Here is a 14639-nt window from a genome sequence, read left to right as displayed (position 1 = left end):
ACCTACAAGACCCGTATGCCCTGCAAGCGTAGCGCCCTGGGCATGTTTTACTCTGTGCGGGCTGGTGCCCTCACCCCGGCCCTCTCCCACGGGGAGAGGGAGAAAACAATAAAAAACCCGCCGATGCGGGTTTTTTGTTTTTACATCAGCGGCATCGCTCGCTGCACGATATCAATCAGCGGCTGCGGATAGATACCGAAGATCAGCACCAGCAGCGCGGAGATTAGCACCACGATACCGCCGGCGCTGTACTGCCAGTTGGACGGCGCATCGCGGTTGAGCTGCTGAGGCGCGCTCAGGTACAGGCTCACGGCAACGCGCAGGTAGTAGTAGAGACCAATCGCGGAGCCGATAACGACACCCGCCGTCAGCCACCACAGACCCGCCTGCACACCGACGGCCAGCACGTAGAACTTACCGATAAAGCCCAGCGTCATTGGGATACCCGCCAGAGAGAGCATCATCACGGTCATTACCGCAGACAGAATCGGACGGTGCCAGAACAGTCCACGGTAGGAGAACAGGGAATCTGCATCCGGGCCACGGTACGGGCTGGACATCAGGCTCACCACGCCGAACGCGCCGAGGCTGCTGAACAGGTAACCGGCCAGATACACACCCACGGTTTCCATCGACATCTCACCGCTTTGCAGCGCAATCAGCGCCACCAGCAGGTAACCCAGATGGGAGATAGAGGAGTAGCCCAGCAGACGCTTGATGTTGGTCTGGCTCAGCGCCATCAGGTTACCGAAGATGATAGAAACGAACGCGATAATGCCCAGCACCACGCGAACCGCTTCGCTATCACCCACCGGGGCGTACAGGAACAGACGCATAACCACGCCGAAGATAGCGATTTTACTCGCCGTCGCCAGGAAGGTAGAGACCGGTGCAGGCGCACCCTGGTAGACGTCTGGCGTCCACAGGTGGAACGGAACCAGAGAGAGTTTAAAGCCAAGGCCAACAATCATCATGCCCAGACCCGCCAGCAGCAGCGGCTCATGCATCATGCCGTCGCCGAGGCTCTTACCGATGGCCAGGAAGGAGAGGTTACCCGTCTGTGCATACAGCAGCGCGATACCGAACAGCAGGAACGACGACGCGGCAGCAGACAGAATGGTGTACTTGATAGCCGCTTCCAGAGAGCGCTTCTGACGGAAGGCGTAACCAATCAGGCCGAACAGCGGCAGTGAGATCAACTCAATACCAAGGAACAGCGCGGCCATGTGGTTCGCGTTCGCCAGCAGAATGCCGCCCAGTGCAGCAATCAGTACCAGCAGGTAAAACTCTTCTTTGTTGTCGTTGTATCCTTCGAGCCACGGGTACGCAAAGGTACAGGTTGCCAGGCTCGCCAGCAGCACCAGACCGGTGTAGAGCATGGCGTAGCCGTCAACGCGCATCAGCGGCGTGACGTCCATCGCTCCCGCCTGGCCAACAAACCAGAGGGAGACTAACGCAGCGTTCAGACCCAGAACGGACAGGGTCGCATTCAGGAAGTGATTGCGTCGCCACGCAATGGAGAGCATCACAACCACCACCGTCAATCCGACGATCAGCAGCGGTAGCAGCGCGATCAGTTGTTGTGGAGTTATTGTCATGGCGAATTACGGCCTTGTAGTAGAAGCAGAATTAACAAACCACTGCTGGATGTTACCCATCGCGGAGTGCGAGGTATCCAGAATCGGCTGCGGATAGAAGCCCAACAGCACCAGCAGTACGACCAGCAGCAGGATGATGAACAGCTCTCGCAGCGACATCCCCGGCAATTCTTGTGCAGCAATTTCACTCTTCGCTTTACCGAAGTAAGCGCGGTGCAGCATCGCCAGCGAGTACACGGAGGCAAACACCAGACCAAAGGTGGAGATGACGGTGATCGTCGGTACCACGTTGAAGCTGCCGAACAGGATCATAAACTCGCCGACGAAGTTACCGGTACCCGGCATACCCAGAGTCGCCACCGCGAAGAACATGGAGAGCGCCGGCAGCCATTTCATTTTGCCCCACAGACCGCCCATCATACGCATGTCGCGGGTATGGAGACGTTCGTACAGCTGACCACACAGGATGAAGAGACCGGCAGCGGACAGGCCGTGCGCAATCATCTGGATAACCGCGCCCTGGTACGCCAGCTGGCTGCCGGTGTAGATGGCAATCAGCACGAAGCCCATGTGGGAAACGGAGGTGTAAGCAATCAGACGTTTGATGTCGTACTGCGTGAAGGCCATCCATGCACCGTAGAAGATACCGATCACGCCCAGCCACATGGCAATCGGCGCGAACTCTGCGGAGGCGTTCGGGAACAGCGGCAGGGAGAAACGCAGCAGACCGTAAGCCGCGGTTTTCAGCAAGATGCCCGCCAGGTCAACGGAACCTGCCGTTGGCGCCTGAGAGTGCGCGTCTGGCAGCCAGCCATGCAGCGGAACCACCGGCATTTTAACCGCGAAGGCGATAAAGAAGCCCAGCATCAGCAGGTATTCCACGCCGTGGGACATCGGGGTCTTCAGCAGGTCTTCGTAGTTGAAGGTCCAGACACCGGTCGCGTTGTAATGCACAAACACCAGCGCCAGGATGGCAATCAGCATCACCAGACCACTCGCCTGGGTATAGATGAAGAACTTGGTGGCCGCCGTGATACGCGTTTTACCGTCGGATGCCTTGTGACCCCACAGCGCGATCAGGAAGTACATCGGCACCAGCATCATCTCCCAGAAGAAGAAGAACAGGAACATGTCGATGGCCAGGAACACGCCGATCACGCCGCCCAGGATCCACATCAGGTTCAGGTGGAAGAAGCCCTGGTATTTTTCGATTTCTCGCCAGGAGCAAAGTACCGCCAGAACGCCGAGCAGACCGGTCAGCACCACCATCAGCAGCGACAGACCGTCAATCGCGAGGTGGATCGTGATACCGAAACGTGGGATCCACGGCAGGATAAACTCAGACTGCCACTGCGGAAGGCCCGCAGACTGGGTCAGTGAGTAGCCACCCTGCAACCACAGTTGCAGGCCAAGCGCGAGCGTCAATCCCATGGTGATCAGCGCGATCCAGCGCGGCATCTTCACGCCAAAGCGTTCGGTCTGCCAGCACAGGAAGCCGCCGATGAAGGGAATTAATATTAGCCAGGGTAGTAACATGGCGATTTACATTCCTTTTTAAGGCCCCCAGCAGGGGCCTGATTTTCAACGAATCGAATAAAATTCACTTTACGATCAACGCAATACCATCAGCAGCGCCAGCACGACAACCGCACCGATGCTCATGGACGCCACATACCAGCGCAGATAACCGTTCTCGCTAAACAGCAGGCCTTTACCTGCAAAGCGAGAGAGGATCGCCGGGATATTCATCAGGCTGTTCAGTGGATCGCGCTTCAGCAGCCACGCAATGCCCAGGAACGGCTTCACGAAGATCATGTCGTACAGCCAGTCGAAGCCCCACGCGTTGTACCACCAGGTGCCCAGCAGACGGCCCGGCGCGCTGTTGGCAACGGCAGTCACCAGCGTGCGTTTGCCCAGCCACAGCCATGCGGCAATCAGGATGCCCGCTATAGCCACTACGCCGGAGGTGATTTCAAGCGTCAGAACGCGACCGTGCTCAAGCTCGGTTGTTGCCGGCAGTACACCCTGCAACGGTGGCACAATCATCGCGCCAACGAAGGTGGACAGGACCAGCAGCACAATCAGCGGCAGGTGGTTGGTAATCCCCTTCCCTGCGTGAGCGTGAATTTGTTCTTTACCGTGGAAGACGATGAAAATCATACGGAAGGTGTACAGGGAGGTCATGAACGCACCGACCAGACCCGCAACCATCAGATTGATATGACCATTCGCCATGGCGCCCGCAAGGATTTCGTCCTTACTGAAGAAGCCCGCGGTAATCAGCGGCAGTGCCGCCAGCGCCGCGCCGCCCACCAGGAAGCAGACATAGACCAGCGGGATGGACTTACGCAGTCCGCCCATTTTGAAGATGTTCTGCTCGTGGTGGCAGGCCAGGATCACCGAACCGGATGAGAGGAACAGCAGCGCTTTAAAGAACGCGTGCGTCATCAGGTGGAAAATGGCTGCGTCCCACGCCTGAACGCCCAGCGCCAGGAACATGTAACCAATCTGGCTCATGGTGGAGTACGCGAGAACGCGTTTGATGTCGGTCTGCACCAGCGCGGCAAAGCCTGCCAGCACCAGCGTAACCGCACCGACAATACCCACCAGATGCAGAATTTCCGGGGTCATCAGGAACAGGCCATGGGTACGCGCAATCAGGTAGACACCGGCGGTAACCATGGTCGCGGCGTGGATCAGCGCGGAGACAGGGGTTGGACCCGCCATCGCGTCGGCCAGCCATGTCTGCAACGGCAGCTGCGCGGATTTACCCACGGCGCCACCCAGCAGCATCAGCGTTGCCCACCACAGCATGTTGTTGCCTGCTTCGAAGTGCGCCGGCGCCAGTTCCACCATTTCGCGGAAGTTCAGCGTGCCCAGTTCGTTGTAGAGAATGAACAGCGCGAAAGCGAGGAAGACGTCACCCACGCGGGTCACGACGAACGCTTTCATGGCCGCTGCGCCATTCTTCGGATCGGTGTAGTAGAAACCGATCAGCAGGTAAGAGCACAGACCCACGCCTTCCCAGCCCAGATACATCAGCAGCAGGTTATCGGCCAGCACCAGAACCACCATGCTGGCGATAAACAGGTTGGTGTAGGCGAAGAAGCGGGAGTATCCCTCTTCACCGCGCATGTACCAGGAGGCGAACATGTGGATCAGGAAGCCGACGCCGGTGACCACGGAGAGCATGGTCAGAGACAGACCATCCAGCACCAGGTTGAAACCGATGTTGAAGTTACCGACCGACATCCAGTTCCACAGCGGTACGCTGTAGGCCTGACGTCCATTGTTAAAGAAGTCGATACCCGCATACGCTGTGACCAGCGCAGCCAGGCCGATAGAGCCAATGCCCACGGTGGCAGACAGATTCTCAGACCAGCGGCCGCGAGAAAACGCCAGCAGCACGAAGCCAATCAGCGGAAAAATAATGGTTAAGGCAAGCATGTTCATCCACGCAACTCACTTACTGAATCGATGTTCAGGTTCTGGCGGCGACGATGGAGCTGTAGCAACAGCGCCAAGCCAATACTCGCTTCAGCAGCCGCGAGGCTGATGGCGAGAATGTACATCACCTGACCATCGGCCTGGCCCCAGTAGCTGCCGGCGACCACAAAGGCCAGCGCGGAAGCGTTGATCATGATTTCCAGACCGATCAGCATAAACAGCAGATTGCGGCGGATAACCAGACCGGTTAAGCCCAGAACGAATAAAATCGCAGCGAGGATCAGTCCATGTGTTAAGGGGATCATGCGCGTTCCTCCGTTTTTCTTTTCGCGCGGTCGTCAGTGCGGTTGCTCAGCACCTCGCCGACACGCTCTTCGCGGCCAACGTGGAAGGCCACAACCAGACCCGCCAGCAGCAGCATCGAGGCCAGCTCAACCGCCAGAACGTACGGACCAAACAGGGTGATACCCACGGCTTTCGCGCTGATTGGCGTCCCGTCGATACCCTGGTCGTTGACGCCCAGAATGGCGTAAACAATCACCGCCAGCATGATGGCCGACAGAATCGCCGGGCCAATCCACACCTGCGGTTTTAACCACTGACGTTCCTGCTCAATTTCAGAGCCGCCCAGGTTGAGCATCATCACCACGAACACGAACAGCACCATGATGGCCCCGGCGTAGACGATGATTTCCAGCGCACCGGCGAAGTGCGCGCCCAGCGCAAAGAACACCCCGGAAATAGCCAGCAGCGAGATGATTAAATACAGCAGCGCATGCACCGGATTGGTGTGCGTGATCACTCGCAGCGTAGCCAGGATGGCGATAAGGCCACAGATATAAAAAGCGAATTCCATTGCCCTCTCCTTACGGTAACAGGCTCTTGACGTCGATAGGCTTAGCTTCGTTCTCAGCTTCGCCTTTATCTTTGCCGTCGATTGCCATACCCGCCATCCGGTAGAAGTTATATTCCGGGTATTTGCCCGGACCGGAAATCAGCAGATCCTCTTTCTCGTACACCAGATCCTGACGCTTGTACTCACCCAGCTCAAAGTCTGGAGTCAGCTGAATCGCCGTGGTTGGGCACGCTTCTTCACACAGACCGCAGAAAATGCAGCGTGAGAAGTTGATGCGGAAGAACTCAGGATACCAGCGGCCGTCTACCGTCTCTGCTTTTTGCAGAGAGATACAGCCCACCGGACACGCTACCGCACACAGGTTACAGGCAACGCAACGCTCGGAACCGTCCGGGTCGCGCGTCAGCACGATACGTCCACGGTAGCGCGGCGGCAGATATACCGGCTCTTCCGGGTACATCCGGGTTTCGCGTTTGGCAAACGCATGCAGGCCGATCATCCAGATACTGCGTACCTGGGTGCCGAAACCTACCAATAATTCTTTTAAGGTCATGATCTCAAAGCCCCTTATGGCTGCTGCCAGAGAATGACAGCCGCCGTTACCAACAAGTTGACGAGCGTCAGCGGCAGGCACACTTTCCAGCCGAAGGACATTACCTGGTCATAACGCGGACGCGGTAACGCTGCGCGAATCAAAATGAACATCATCATGAAGAACGCGGTTTTCAGCGCGAACCAGATGAACGGCGGTAAGAACGGGCCATGCCAGCCACCAAAGAACAGCGTTACCATCAACGCCGAAATGGTGACGATACCGATGTACTCGCCCACGAAGAACAGACCGAACTTCATACCGGAATATTCAATGTGGTAACCGTCGGCCAGTTCCTGTTCGGCTTCTGGCTGGTCAAACGGGTGACGGTGACACACCGCCACGCCCGCGATGGCAAAGGTAATAAACCCAAAGAACTGCGGGATAACGTTCCAGATGTCGGCCTGGTTGTTGACGATGTCGGTCATGTTAAATGAACCGGCCTGCGCCACCACGCCCATCAGGGAGAGACCCAGGAACACTTCGTAGCTCAGCGTCTGCGCGGAAGCACGCATCGCACCCAGCAGCGAGTATTTGTTGTTACTGGACCAGCCTGCGAACAGCACCGCGTAGACCGCGAGGCCTGCCATCATCAGGAAGAACAGAATGCCGATGTTCAGGTCAGCGACCACCCAGGTCGGGCTGACCGGAACGATAGCAAACGCCAGCAGCAGCGAGGTGAAGGCGATCATCGGCGCCAGCGTAAAGATCACGCGGTCCGAGAAGCGCGGAACCCAGTCCTCTTTAAAGAACATCTTGATCATGTCCGCGACCAGCTGGAGTGAACCACCCCAGCCCACGCGGTTCGGTCCGTAACGGTTCTGGAACAGACCGAGCAGACGACGTTCACCAAAGCTCATGAACGCGCCGCAGGTGACGACCACCAGCAGAATCACAACCGCTTTCAGAATGCTCAGCAGTATGTCGATAAGATCCGGCGTTAACCAACTCATGCTTTTGCCTCCTGAAGGTTATCAAGATGCGCACCCGCCAGGACCGGCGCGATGCCAGGCATACCCATCGGCAGACCCACCTGCCCTGCTGACAGGCGTTCAGAAATAATCAGCGGCAGGCTGATTGTCTGGCCGTCGTAGCTAAAGGCAATGTTCGCACCCGCGTTAACGCCAAGCTTCGCGGCATCCGCCGGGTTGAGCTTGATGTACGGCTGCGGCATACGCTGCTGGAATACCGGAGAACGCTGGGACATTTCGTCGCTACCGAACAGATGGTAGTACGGTGCAATACGCCAGTGACCTTCCTGCGCCTGGAAGCTCGCCGGAACGGTGGTGAAGAAGTCCAGACCGGTTTCGGAGGCTTCAATCAGACGCACGCCCGGATCGCCGTGGCGCAGGTGACCGCCCACTTCAGCCTGGAATTTGTTCCATGCCTGCGGGGAGTTCCAGCCCGGTGCCCATGCAAACGGGATTTGCGAACGCGGCGCAGACGGCTGGTTGTTCCCTTCCATCGAGAAGGCGAACATGGTGTCTTTATCCTGCGGCTGACGCGGTTCGTGCACGCTGATGTTGGCGCGCATCGCGGTACGACCGCTGTAGCGGTGCGGCTCACGCGCCAGTTTCTGGCCGCGAATGCGGAAGCTTGCATCCGGCGCGGCATCTTTAATACCCGCCAGCTGAGGCAGTTTCTCAACAACCGCGTCGATAACGTGGTCGAGCTGCGTCCAGTCAACTTCACGGCTCTGCACGGTGCTGTGCAGAGAGTGCAGCCAGCGCCAGCTTTCCAGCATCACGGTGTTGCTGTCGTAGTAGGCCGGGTCATAAACCTGGAAGAAACGCTGGGCGCGACCTTCGTTGTTGATCACCGTCCCGTCGCTTTCTGCGAAGCTTGCCGCAGAGAGAACGAGATGCGCTTTGTCCATGATCGCGGTGCGCTGATGGTCGATAACCATCACCAGCGGCGCTCTGGAGAGCGCGGCGTCAACGCGAGCGGCAGAAGCATGGCGATGCAGGTCATTTTCCAGCACCACAACGGCGTCAGCGGCACCGGATTCCAGTTCGCTTAACGCGTCTTCCAGCGAGCCGCCGCCAATCATACCCAGACCGATGCTGTTCACCGCACGGGCAATCATGGTCACACCAACGTCAGCGCCGCGTCCCTTCAGGGCTTTGGCAACGTTCGCTGCGGCCTGAATGATTTCAGCGCTACCGGCGTTGGTACCGGAAATAATCAGCGGTTTCTTCGCCCCCGCCAGCGCCTGAACAATCACGTCGACCTTGTTTTGCAGGTCGCGATCCAGTTCAACGGCCGGCGAGTTGCTGTCCAGCGCGTGGGCAATGGCAAATCCGAGGCGCGCCTGATCTTCAACCGGCGCGCAGTAGGTCCACGCCGCGATATCGTCCAGACGGGTGTTGTCGACGTTAGTCACAAACAGAGGATGCTTCGCGCGCTGACCGATGTTGAGGATGGCCGCAATCTGCCAGTCAGCCACTTTCTGCGCCGCTGCCATTTCACGTGCTTTGCCTTTCACCGCCTGACGAACCGCCAGGGCCGCGCGTGCGCCAGTCTGCGTCAGATCTTCACCCAGCACCAGAACCGCATCATAAGATTCGATTTCGCGCAGCGCAGGCGTGTGAATGCCGCCTTCACGCAGCACTTTCAGCACCAGCTGGAGACGTTCCTGCTCGCCCTGGGCGATACCGGTGTAGAAGTTTTCCGCCCCAACCAGCTCGCGCAGCGCGAAGTTGCTTTCGATGCTGGCGCGCGGGGAACCAATGCCGATCACTTTCTTCGACTGACGCAGAATATCTGCCGCGCCCTGCATCGCCTGCTCAGCGTTGAGGGTAATGACGTCATCGCCACGGCGCTGAACCGGCTGACGCGGACGGTCTTTCAGGTTCACATAGCCATAGCCGAAACGACCGCGGTCGCAGAGGAAGTAGTGGTTAACGGTACCGTTGTAACGGTTTTCGATACGACGCAGTTCGCCGTAACGTTCACCCGGGCTGGTGTTACAGCCGAGGGAGCACTGCTGGCAGATGCTTGGCGCAAACTGCATGTCCCATTTACGGTTGTAACGTTCAGAGTGGGTTTTATCCGTGAATACGCCGGTCGGACAGATTTCTACCAGGTTACCGGAGAATTCACTTTCAAGCGTACCGTCTTCCGGACGACCGAAGTAAACGTTGTCATGCGCGCCATACACGCCCAGATCCTGACCGTCTGCATAATCTTTGTAGTAACGCACACAGCGGTAGCAGGCGATGCAGCGGTTCATTTCGTGAGAGATGAACGGCCCCAGATCCTGGTTACGGTGGGTACGCTTGGTAAAGCGATAGCGACGGAAGCTGTGACCGGTCATGACGGTCATATCCTGAAGGTGGCAGTTACCGCCCTCCTCACACACCGGACAGTCGTGCGGGTGGTTGGTCATCAACCACTCCACCACGCTTTCACGGAACTGTTTGGCTTCTTCGTCATCAATCGAAATAAAGGTGCCTTCGGCGGCTGGCGTCATACAGGACATCACCAGGCGACCACGCGTGTCTTCCGCGTTTTGATATTGCTTCACCGCACACTGGCGGCAAGCACCGACGCTGCCCAGCGCCGGATGCCAGCAAAAGTACGGAATATCGAGGCCAAGAGACAGACAAGCTTCCAGCAGGTTGTCCGCCCCGTTGACTTCGTATTCTTTGCCGTCTACATGAATCGTAGCCATTAGCATGCTTCCAGTTGGCTCGGCCGAAACCGAGCGTTAATCAAAATTCTGTTTTTACCAGCGCGCTTTCAGCAGGTTCGGCTGAATACCATTGATCGAATGGGTATTGCTGAACGGCTGCTTGATGCCTGCTTCGAATTCGTCGCGGAAATATTTAATCGCGCTTTGCAGCGGCTCGACGGCGCCCGGTGCGTGGGCACAGAAGGTTTTACCCGGTCCTAAGAATCGACACAGTTGCTCAAGTGTCTCGATATCGCCAGGCTGGCCTTCGCCACGTTCGATAGCACGCAGGATCTTCACGCTCCACGGCAGACCATCACGGCACGGTGTGCACCAGCCGCAGGACTCGCGGGCGAAGAACTCTTCCAGGTTACGCACCAGGGATACCATGCCGATCTCGTGGTCGACGGCCATCGCCAGCGCGGTACCCAGACGGCTACCTGCTTTACCAATGCTTTCGAACTCCATTGGCAGGTCAAGGTGGGCTTCGGTCAGGAAGTCCGTCCCTGCCCCACCCGGCTGCCAGGCTTTGAATTTCAGGCCATCGCGCATGCCGCCGGCGTAGTCTTCAAGAATTTCGCGTGCGGTGGTGCCGAACGGCAGCTCCCAGACGCCAGGGTTCTTCACGCGACCGGAGAAGCCCATCAGCTTGGTACCGGCATCTTTGCTTGAGGAGATGCCCTGATACCACTCCACGCCGTTCGCAAGGATCGCCGGGACGTTACACAGGGTTTCGACGTTGTTGACGCAGGTCGGTTTACCCCACACGCCGGAGCTTGCCGGGAACGGTGGCTTGGAGCGCGGGTTCGCGCGGCGGCCTTCCAGGGAGTTAATCAGCGCGGTTTCTTCACCGCAGATATAACGCCCGGCACCGGTGTGCACGAACAGCTCGAAGTCAAACCCGGTGCCCAGGATGTTTTTACCCAGCAGTCCCGCTTCGGTGGCTTCGGCAATCGCACGACGCAGGTTTTCCGCCGCTTCGATGTATTCGCCGCGCAGGAAGATGTAGCCACGGTACGCTTTCAGCGCGAACGCGGAGATCAGCATGCCTTCCACCAGCAGGTGCGGCAGCTGTTCCATCAGCAGACGGTCTTTATAGGTACCCGGCTCCATTTCATCGGCGTTACACAGCAGGTAACGGATGTTCATGGATTCATCTTTCGGCATCAGGCTCCACTTCAGACCGGTGGAGAAGCCCGCACCACCGCGGCCTTTCAGGCCAGACTCTTTCACCGCGTTAACGATGTCGTCCGGCGCCATGCCGCCAAGGGCTTTACGCGCACCGGCATAGCCGTTTTTGCTCTGATATTCGTCGAGCCATACCGGCTGTTTGTCATCACGCAGACGCCAGGTCAGCGGATGCGTCTCAGCAGTACGAATTACAGTTTTCATTTGTACTGCTCCAGCAGGTCAGGAATCGCTTCCGGCGTCAGATGGCTGTGAGTGTCCTCATCAATCATCATGGTCGGCCCCTTGTCGCAGTTACCCAGGCAGCAGGTTGGCAGCAGAGTAAAACGTCCGTCGAAGGTGGTCTGGCCCGGCTTAATATTGAGTTTCTTCTCAATCGCAGCCTGAATGCCCTGATAACCGGTGATGTGGCAGACCACGCTGTCACAGTAGCGGATCACATGGCGGCCTACCGGCTGACGGAAGATCTGGCTGTAGAACGTGGCTACGCCTTCTACGTCACTTGCCGGAATGCCCAGCACTTCTGCGATCGCATAGATCGCCCCATCCGGCACCCAACCACGCTGTTTCTGTACGATTTTCAGCGCTTCAATGGACGCCGCACGCGGGTCTTCGTAGTGGTGCATCTCGTGCTCAATGGCGGCACGCTCTGCTTCACTCAGCTCAAAAGCCTCGGTTTGTGGTTGTTGATTCTCGTGCATAATTAGCGGTCCACATCTGACATAACAAAATCGATACTACCCAGATACACAATCAGGTCGGAGACCAGACTGCCGCGAATGGCGGCCGGGATCTGCTGCAAGTGCGCGAAGCTTGGCGTACGCACGCGGGTGCGGTAGCTCATGGTGCTGCCGTCGCTGGTGAGGTAGTAGCTGTTGATACCCTTGGTCGCTTCAATCATCTGGAAGGATTCCTGTGCCGGCATGACCGGGCCCCAGGAAACTTGCAGGAAGTGGGTGATCAGGGTCTCGATATGTTGCAGCGTGCGCTCTTTCGGTGGCGGCGTCGTCAGCGGGTGATCCGCCTTGAACGGGCCTTCCGGCATGTTGTTGAGGCACTGCTCAAGGATGCGCAGGCTCTGGCGCAGCTCTTCCACTTTCAACATCACGCGGGTGTAGCAGTCGGAAACACCGCCGCCAACCGGGACTTCAAAGTCGAAGTTCTCGTAACCAGAGTAAGGACGCGCTTTACGCACGTCGAAATCAATCCCGGTCGCACGCAGGCCAGCACCGGTAGTCCCCCACTCCAGCGCTTCTTTCGCGCCGTAGGCAGCAACGCCCTGGGAACGGCCTTTCAGGATGGAGTTACGCAGCGCGGCTTTCTCGTAAGACGCCAGACGTTTCGGCATCCAGTCGAGGAATTCACGCAGCAGACGGTCCCAACCGCGCGGCAGATCGTGCGCCACACCACCGATACGGAACCAGGCTGGGTGCATACGGAAACCGGTAATCGCTTCCACCAGATCGTAGATTTTCTGACGGTCGGTAAAGGCGAAGAAGACCGGCGTCATCGCGCCGACGTCCTGAATGAACGTGGAGATGTACAGCAGGTGGCTGTTAATACGGAACAGTTCAGACAGCATTACGCGAATCACGTTAACGCGATCCGGGACGGTGATGCCTGCCAGTTTCTCAACGGCCAGCACGTATGGCATTTCGTTCACGCAGCCGCCGAGGTATTCGATACGGTCAGTATACGGAATGTAGCTGTGCCAGGACTGACGTTCGCCCATCTTCTCGGCACCACGGTGGTGGTAGCCGATGTCAGGGACGCAGTCGACAATCTCTTCGCCGTCAAGCTGAAGGATAATACGGAAAGCACCGTGCGCAGACGGGTGGTTTGGACCCAGGTTGAGGAACATGAAGTCCTCGTTTTCGGTGCCGCGCTTCATGCCCCAGTCTTCCGGCTTGAAGGTCAGCGCTTCCATCTCCAGATCCTGCTTGGCTTTGGTCAGCTCAAACGGGTCGAATTCGGTGGCGCGTGCCGGGTAGTCTTTACGCAGCGGGTGGCCGGTCCAGGTCTGCGGCATCATGATGCGCGTCAGATGCGGGTGGCCGTCGAAGGTCATGCCGAACATTTCCCAGGTTTCACGCTCGTACCAGTTGGCGTTCGGGAAAAGTTTGGTGATCGTCGGCAGATGCATGTCGTTTTCAGACAATGCCACCTTGAGCATGATATCCGTGTTGCGGTCTATTGAGATCAGGTGGTAGAAAACGGAAAAATCCGCGGCAGGGAGACCCTGGCGGTGCGTTCTCAGACGTTCGTCCATGCCGTGTAAGTCAAACAGCATGACGTAAGGTTTTGGCAATTTCTTGAGGAAATCGACAACTTCCAGTAATTGCTCACGCTTCACCCAAACAACGGGTACCCCGGTGCGGGTGGCCTGAACAGTAAAGGCATCCGGCCCAAAACGGTTGCGCAGTTCGCCAATGACCGGGTCATCGAGATGATCCCGAGTCTGCCAGGCGGCTTCTTGCGCGGTTAAGTCGGTCATATTGTTCACCATTGCAAATGGTCCGTGGTGACTGTTAAGCCTGGCTTCGCGCTATTTGAGTAGTGATATGCGAAGGTGTTCTCCAGGCCCACAGGCGCAAATTAAATTTCGTCAGGCGTACGCAGGTTGGTGACGGCAATACGTTCACCACGTTTACGCTCGCGCTCAGACTGCATGTTCGCGCGATAGACACCCTGATCGCCAACAACCCATGAAAGCGGGCGGCGTTCTTTACCAATTGACTCCTGGAGCAGCATCAGCGCCTGCATATAGGCCTCTGGACGCGGCGGGCAACCCGGGATGTACACATCCACCGGAATGAACTTATCAACGCCCTGCACAACGGAATAAATGTCGTACATACCGCCGGAGTTTGCACATGCGCCCATGGAGATAACCCATTTTGGCTCCAGCATCTGGTCATAAAGACGCTGAATAACCGGTGCCATCTTGGTAAAGCAGGTCCCTGCCACCACCATCAGGTCAGCCTGACGCGGAGAAGCACGCAGTACCTCGGCCCCAAAACGCGCAACGTCATGCACCGCAGTGAATGACGTCACCATTTCAACGTAGCAGCAAGAAAGGCCAAAGTTGTATGGCCAGATGGAGTTCTTACGACCCCAGTTGACCATGTCGTGCATGGCATGTTCGAGCTTGCCCATGTACACGCTTTTGTTGACTTCTTGCTCCAGGGGGTCGGTTACGATCTCCTGTTTTTGCAGGGGGTAACGGTCATTCTCACCGTTAGGATCTATGCGGGTGAGCGTATAATCCATCTTATTGCCTCGCTG

The 14639-nt window shown here is 57.6% G+C and carries 12 protein-coding genes; all 12 read right to left on the bottom strand.

Annotation, left to right across the window (positions count from 1 at the left end):
- Window positions 1-140 precede the first annotated feature (140 nt).
- Window positions 141-1598, bottom strand: a complete 1458-nt coding sequence (nuoN, locus tag CU081_RS11395) for an NADH-quinone oxidoreductase subunit NuoN (protein WP_003861500.1) — start codon at window positions 1596-1598, stop codon at window positions 141-143.
- 6 nt (window positions 1599-1604) lie between these two features.
- The gene (nuoM, locus tag CU081_RS11390) at window positions 1605-3134 is read right to left on the bottom strand and encodes an NADH-quinone oxidoreductase subunit M (RefSeq protein WP_003861498.1); all 1530 of its coding nucleotides are present in this window, start codon (window positions 3132-3134) and stop codon (window positions 1605-1607) included.
- 75 nt (window positions 3135-3209) lie between these two features.
- A complete protein-coding gene (gene nuoL, locus CU081_RS11385; protein ID WP_100185463.1) occupies window positions 3210-5051 on the bottom strand; it encodes an NADH-quinone oxidoreductase subunit L in 1842 nt (613 codons plus the stop codon).
- A complete protein-coding gene (gene nuoK / locus CU081_RS11380) occupies window positions 5048-5350 on the bottom strand; it encodes an NADH-quinone oxidoreductase subunit NuoK (RefSeq protein ID WP_006176506.1) in 303 nt (100 codons plus the stop codon). The genes nuoL and nuoK overlap by 4 nt, the downstream gene beginning before the upstream one ends.
- Complete coding sequence (gene nuoJ / locus CU081_RS11375) at window positions 5347-5901, bottom strand: NADH-quinone oxidoreductase subunit J (protein ID WP_003861493.1); 555 nt, start codon at window positions 5899-5901, stop codon at window positions 5347-5349. The genes nuoK and nuoJ overlap by 4 nt, the downstream gene beginning before the upstream one ends.
- 10 nt (window positions 5902-5911) lie before the next feature.
- On the bottom strand, window positions 5912-6454 hold the full coding sequence (gene nuoI, locus CU081_RS11370; protein WP_003861491.1) for an NADH-quinone oxidoreductase subunit NuoI: 543 nt from the start codon (window positions 6452-6454) through the stop codon (window positions 5912-5914).
- Window positions 6455-6468: 14 nt separating this feature from the next.
- Complete coding sequence (gene nuoH / locus CU081_RS11365; RefSeq protein WP_003861490.1) at window positions 6469-7446, bottom strand: NADH-quinone oxidoreductase subunit NuoH; 978 nt, start codon at window positions 7444-7446, stop codon at window positions 6469-6471.
- Window positions 7443-10166: an NADH-quinone oxidoreductase subunit NuoG gene (nuoG, locus tag CU081_RS11360; protein WP_003861488.1), complete on the bottom strand. Its 2724-nt coding sequence runs from the start codon at window positions 10164-10166 to the stop codon at window positions 7443-7445. The genes nuoH and nuoG overlap by 4 nt, the downstream gene beginning before the upstream one ends.
- Window positions 10167-10220: 54 nt before the next feature.
- The gene (nuoF, locus tag CU081_RS11355; protein WP_003861487.1) at window positions 10221-11558 is read right to left on the bottom strand and encodes an NADH-quinone oxidoreductase subunit NuoF; all 1338 of its coding nucleotides are present in this window, start codon (window positions 11556-11558) and stop codon (window positions 10221-10223) included.
- Window positions 11555-12055: an NADH-quinone oxidoreductase subunit NuoE gene (gene nuoE / locus CU081_RS11350; RefSeq protein ID WP_003861486.1), complete on the bottom strand. Its 501-nt coding sequence runs from the start codon at window positions 12053-12055 to the stop codon at window positions 11555-11557. Before nuoE ends, nuoF begins: the two co-directional genes overlap by 4 nt.
- Before the next feature lie 2 nt (window positions 12056-12057).
- Window positions 12058-13860, bottom strand: a complete 1803-nt coding sequence (gene nuoC, locus CU081_RS11345; protein WP_003861484.1) for an NADH-quinone oxidoreductase subunit C/D — start codon at window positions 13858-13860, stop codon at window positions 12058-12060.
- Window positions 13861-13949: 89 nt separating this feature from the next.
- Window positions 13950-14624: an NADH-quinone oxidoreductase subunit NuoB gene (gene nuoB, locus CU081_RS11340; RefSeq protein ID WP_003861482.1), complete on the bottom strand. Its 675-nt coding sequence runs from the start codon at window positions 14622-14624 to the stop codon at window positions 13950-13952.
- Window positions 14625-14639 lie beyond the last annotated feature (15 nt).

Origin of the sequence: Enterobacter sp. CRENT-193, assembly GCF_002787395.1 — a bacterium.
GTDB lineage: Bacteria > Pseudomonadota > Gammaproteobacteria > Enterobacterales > Enterobacteriaceae > Enterobacter > Enterobacter hormaechei_C.
This window is presented reverse-complemented; position numbering and strand designations above follow the sequence as displayed.

Coding starts and splice junctions, on each gene's coding strand:
- nuoN (WP_003861500.1), bottom strand. CDS start 1,598: ATGACAATAACTCCACAACAACTGATCGCGCTGCTACCGCTGCTGATC.
- nuoH (WP_003861490.1), bottom strand. CDS start 7,446: ATGAGTTGGTTAACGCCGGATCTTATCGACATACTGCTGAGCATTCTG.
- nuoL (WP_100185463.1), bottom strand. CDS start 5,051: ATGAACATGCTTGCCTTAACCATTATTTTTCCGCTGATTGGCTTCGTG.
- nuoG (WP_003861488.1), bottom strand. CDS start 10,166: ATGGCTACGATTCATGTAGACGGCAAAGAATACGAAGTCAACGGGGCG.
- nuoE (WP_003861486.1), bottom strand. CDS start 12,055: ATGCACGAGAATCAACAACCACAAACCGAGGCTTTTGAGCTGAGTGAA.
- nuoI (WP_003861491.1), bottom strand. CDS start 6,454: ATGACCTTAAAAGAATTATTGGTAGGTTTCGGCACCCAGGTACGCAGT.
- nuoC (WP_003861484.1), bottom strand. CDS start 13,860: ATGGTGAACAATATGACCGACTTAACCGCGCAAGAAGCCGCCTGGCAG.
- nuoM (WP_003861498.1), bottom strand. CDS start 3,134: ATGTTACTACCCTGGCTAATATTAATTCCCTTCATCGGCGGCTTCCTG.
- nuoB (WP_003861482.1), bottom strand. CDS start 14,624: ATGGATTATACGCTCACCCGCATAGATCCTAACGGTGAGAATGACCGT.
- nuoF (WP_003861487.1), bottom strand. CDS start 11,558: ATGAAAACTGTAATTCGTACTGCTGAGACGCATCCGCTGACCTGGCGT.
- nuoJ (WP_003861493.1), bottom strand. CDS start 5,901: ATGGAATTCGCTTTTTATATCTGTGGCCTTATCGCCATCCTGGCTACG.
- nuoK (WP_006176506.1), bottom strand. CDS start 5,350: ATGATCCCCTTAACACATGGACTGATCCTCGCTGCGATTTTATTCGTT.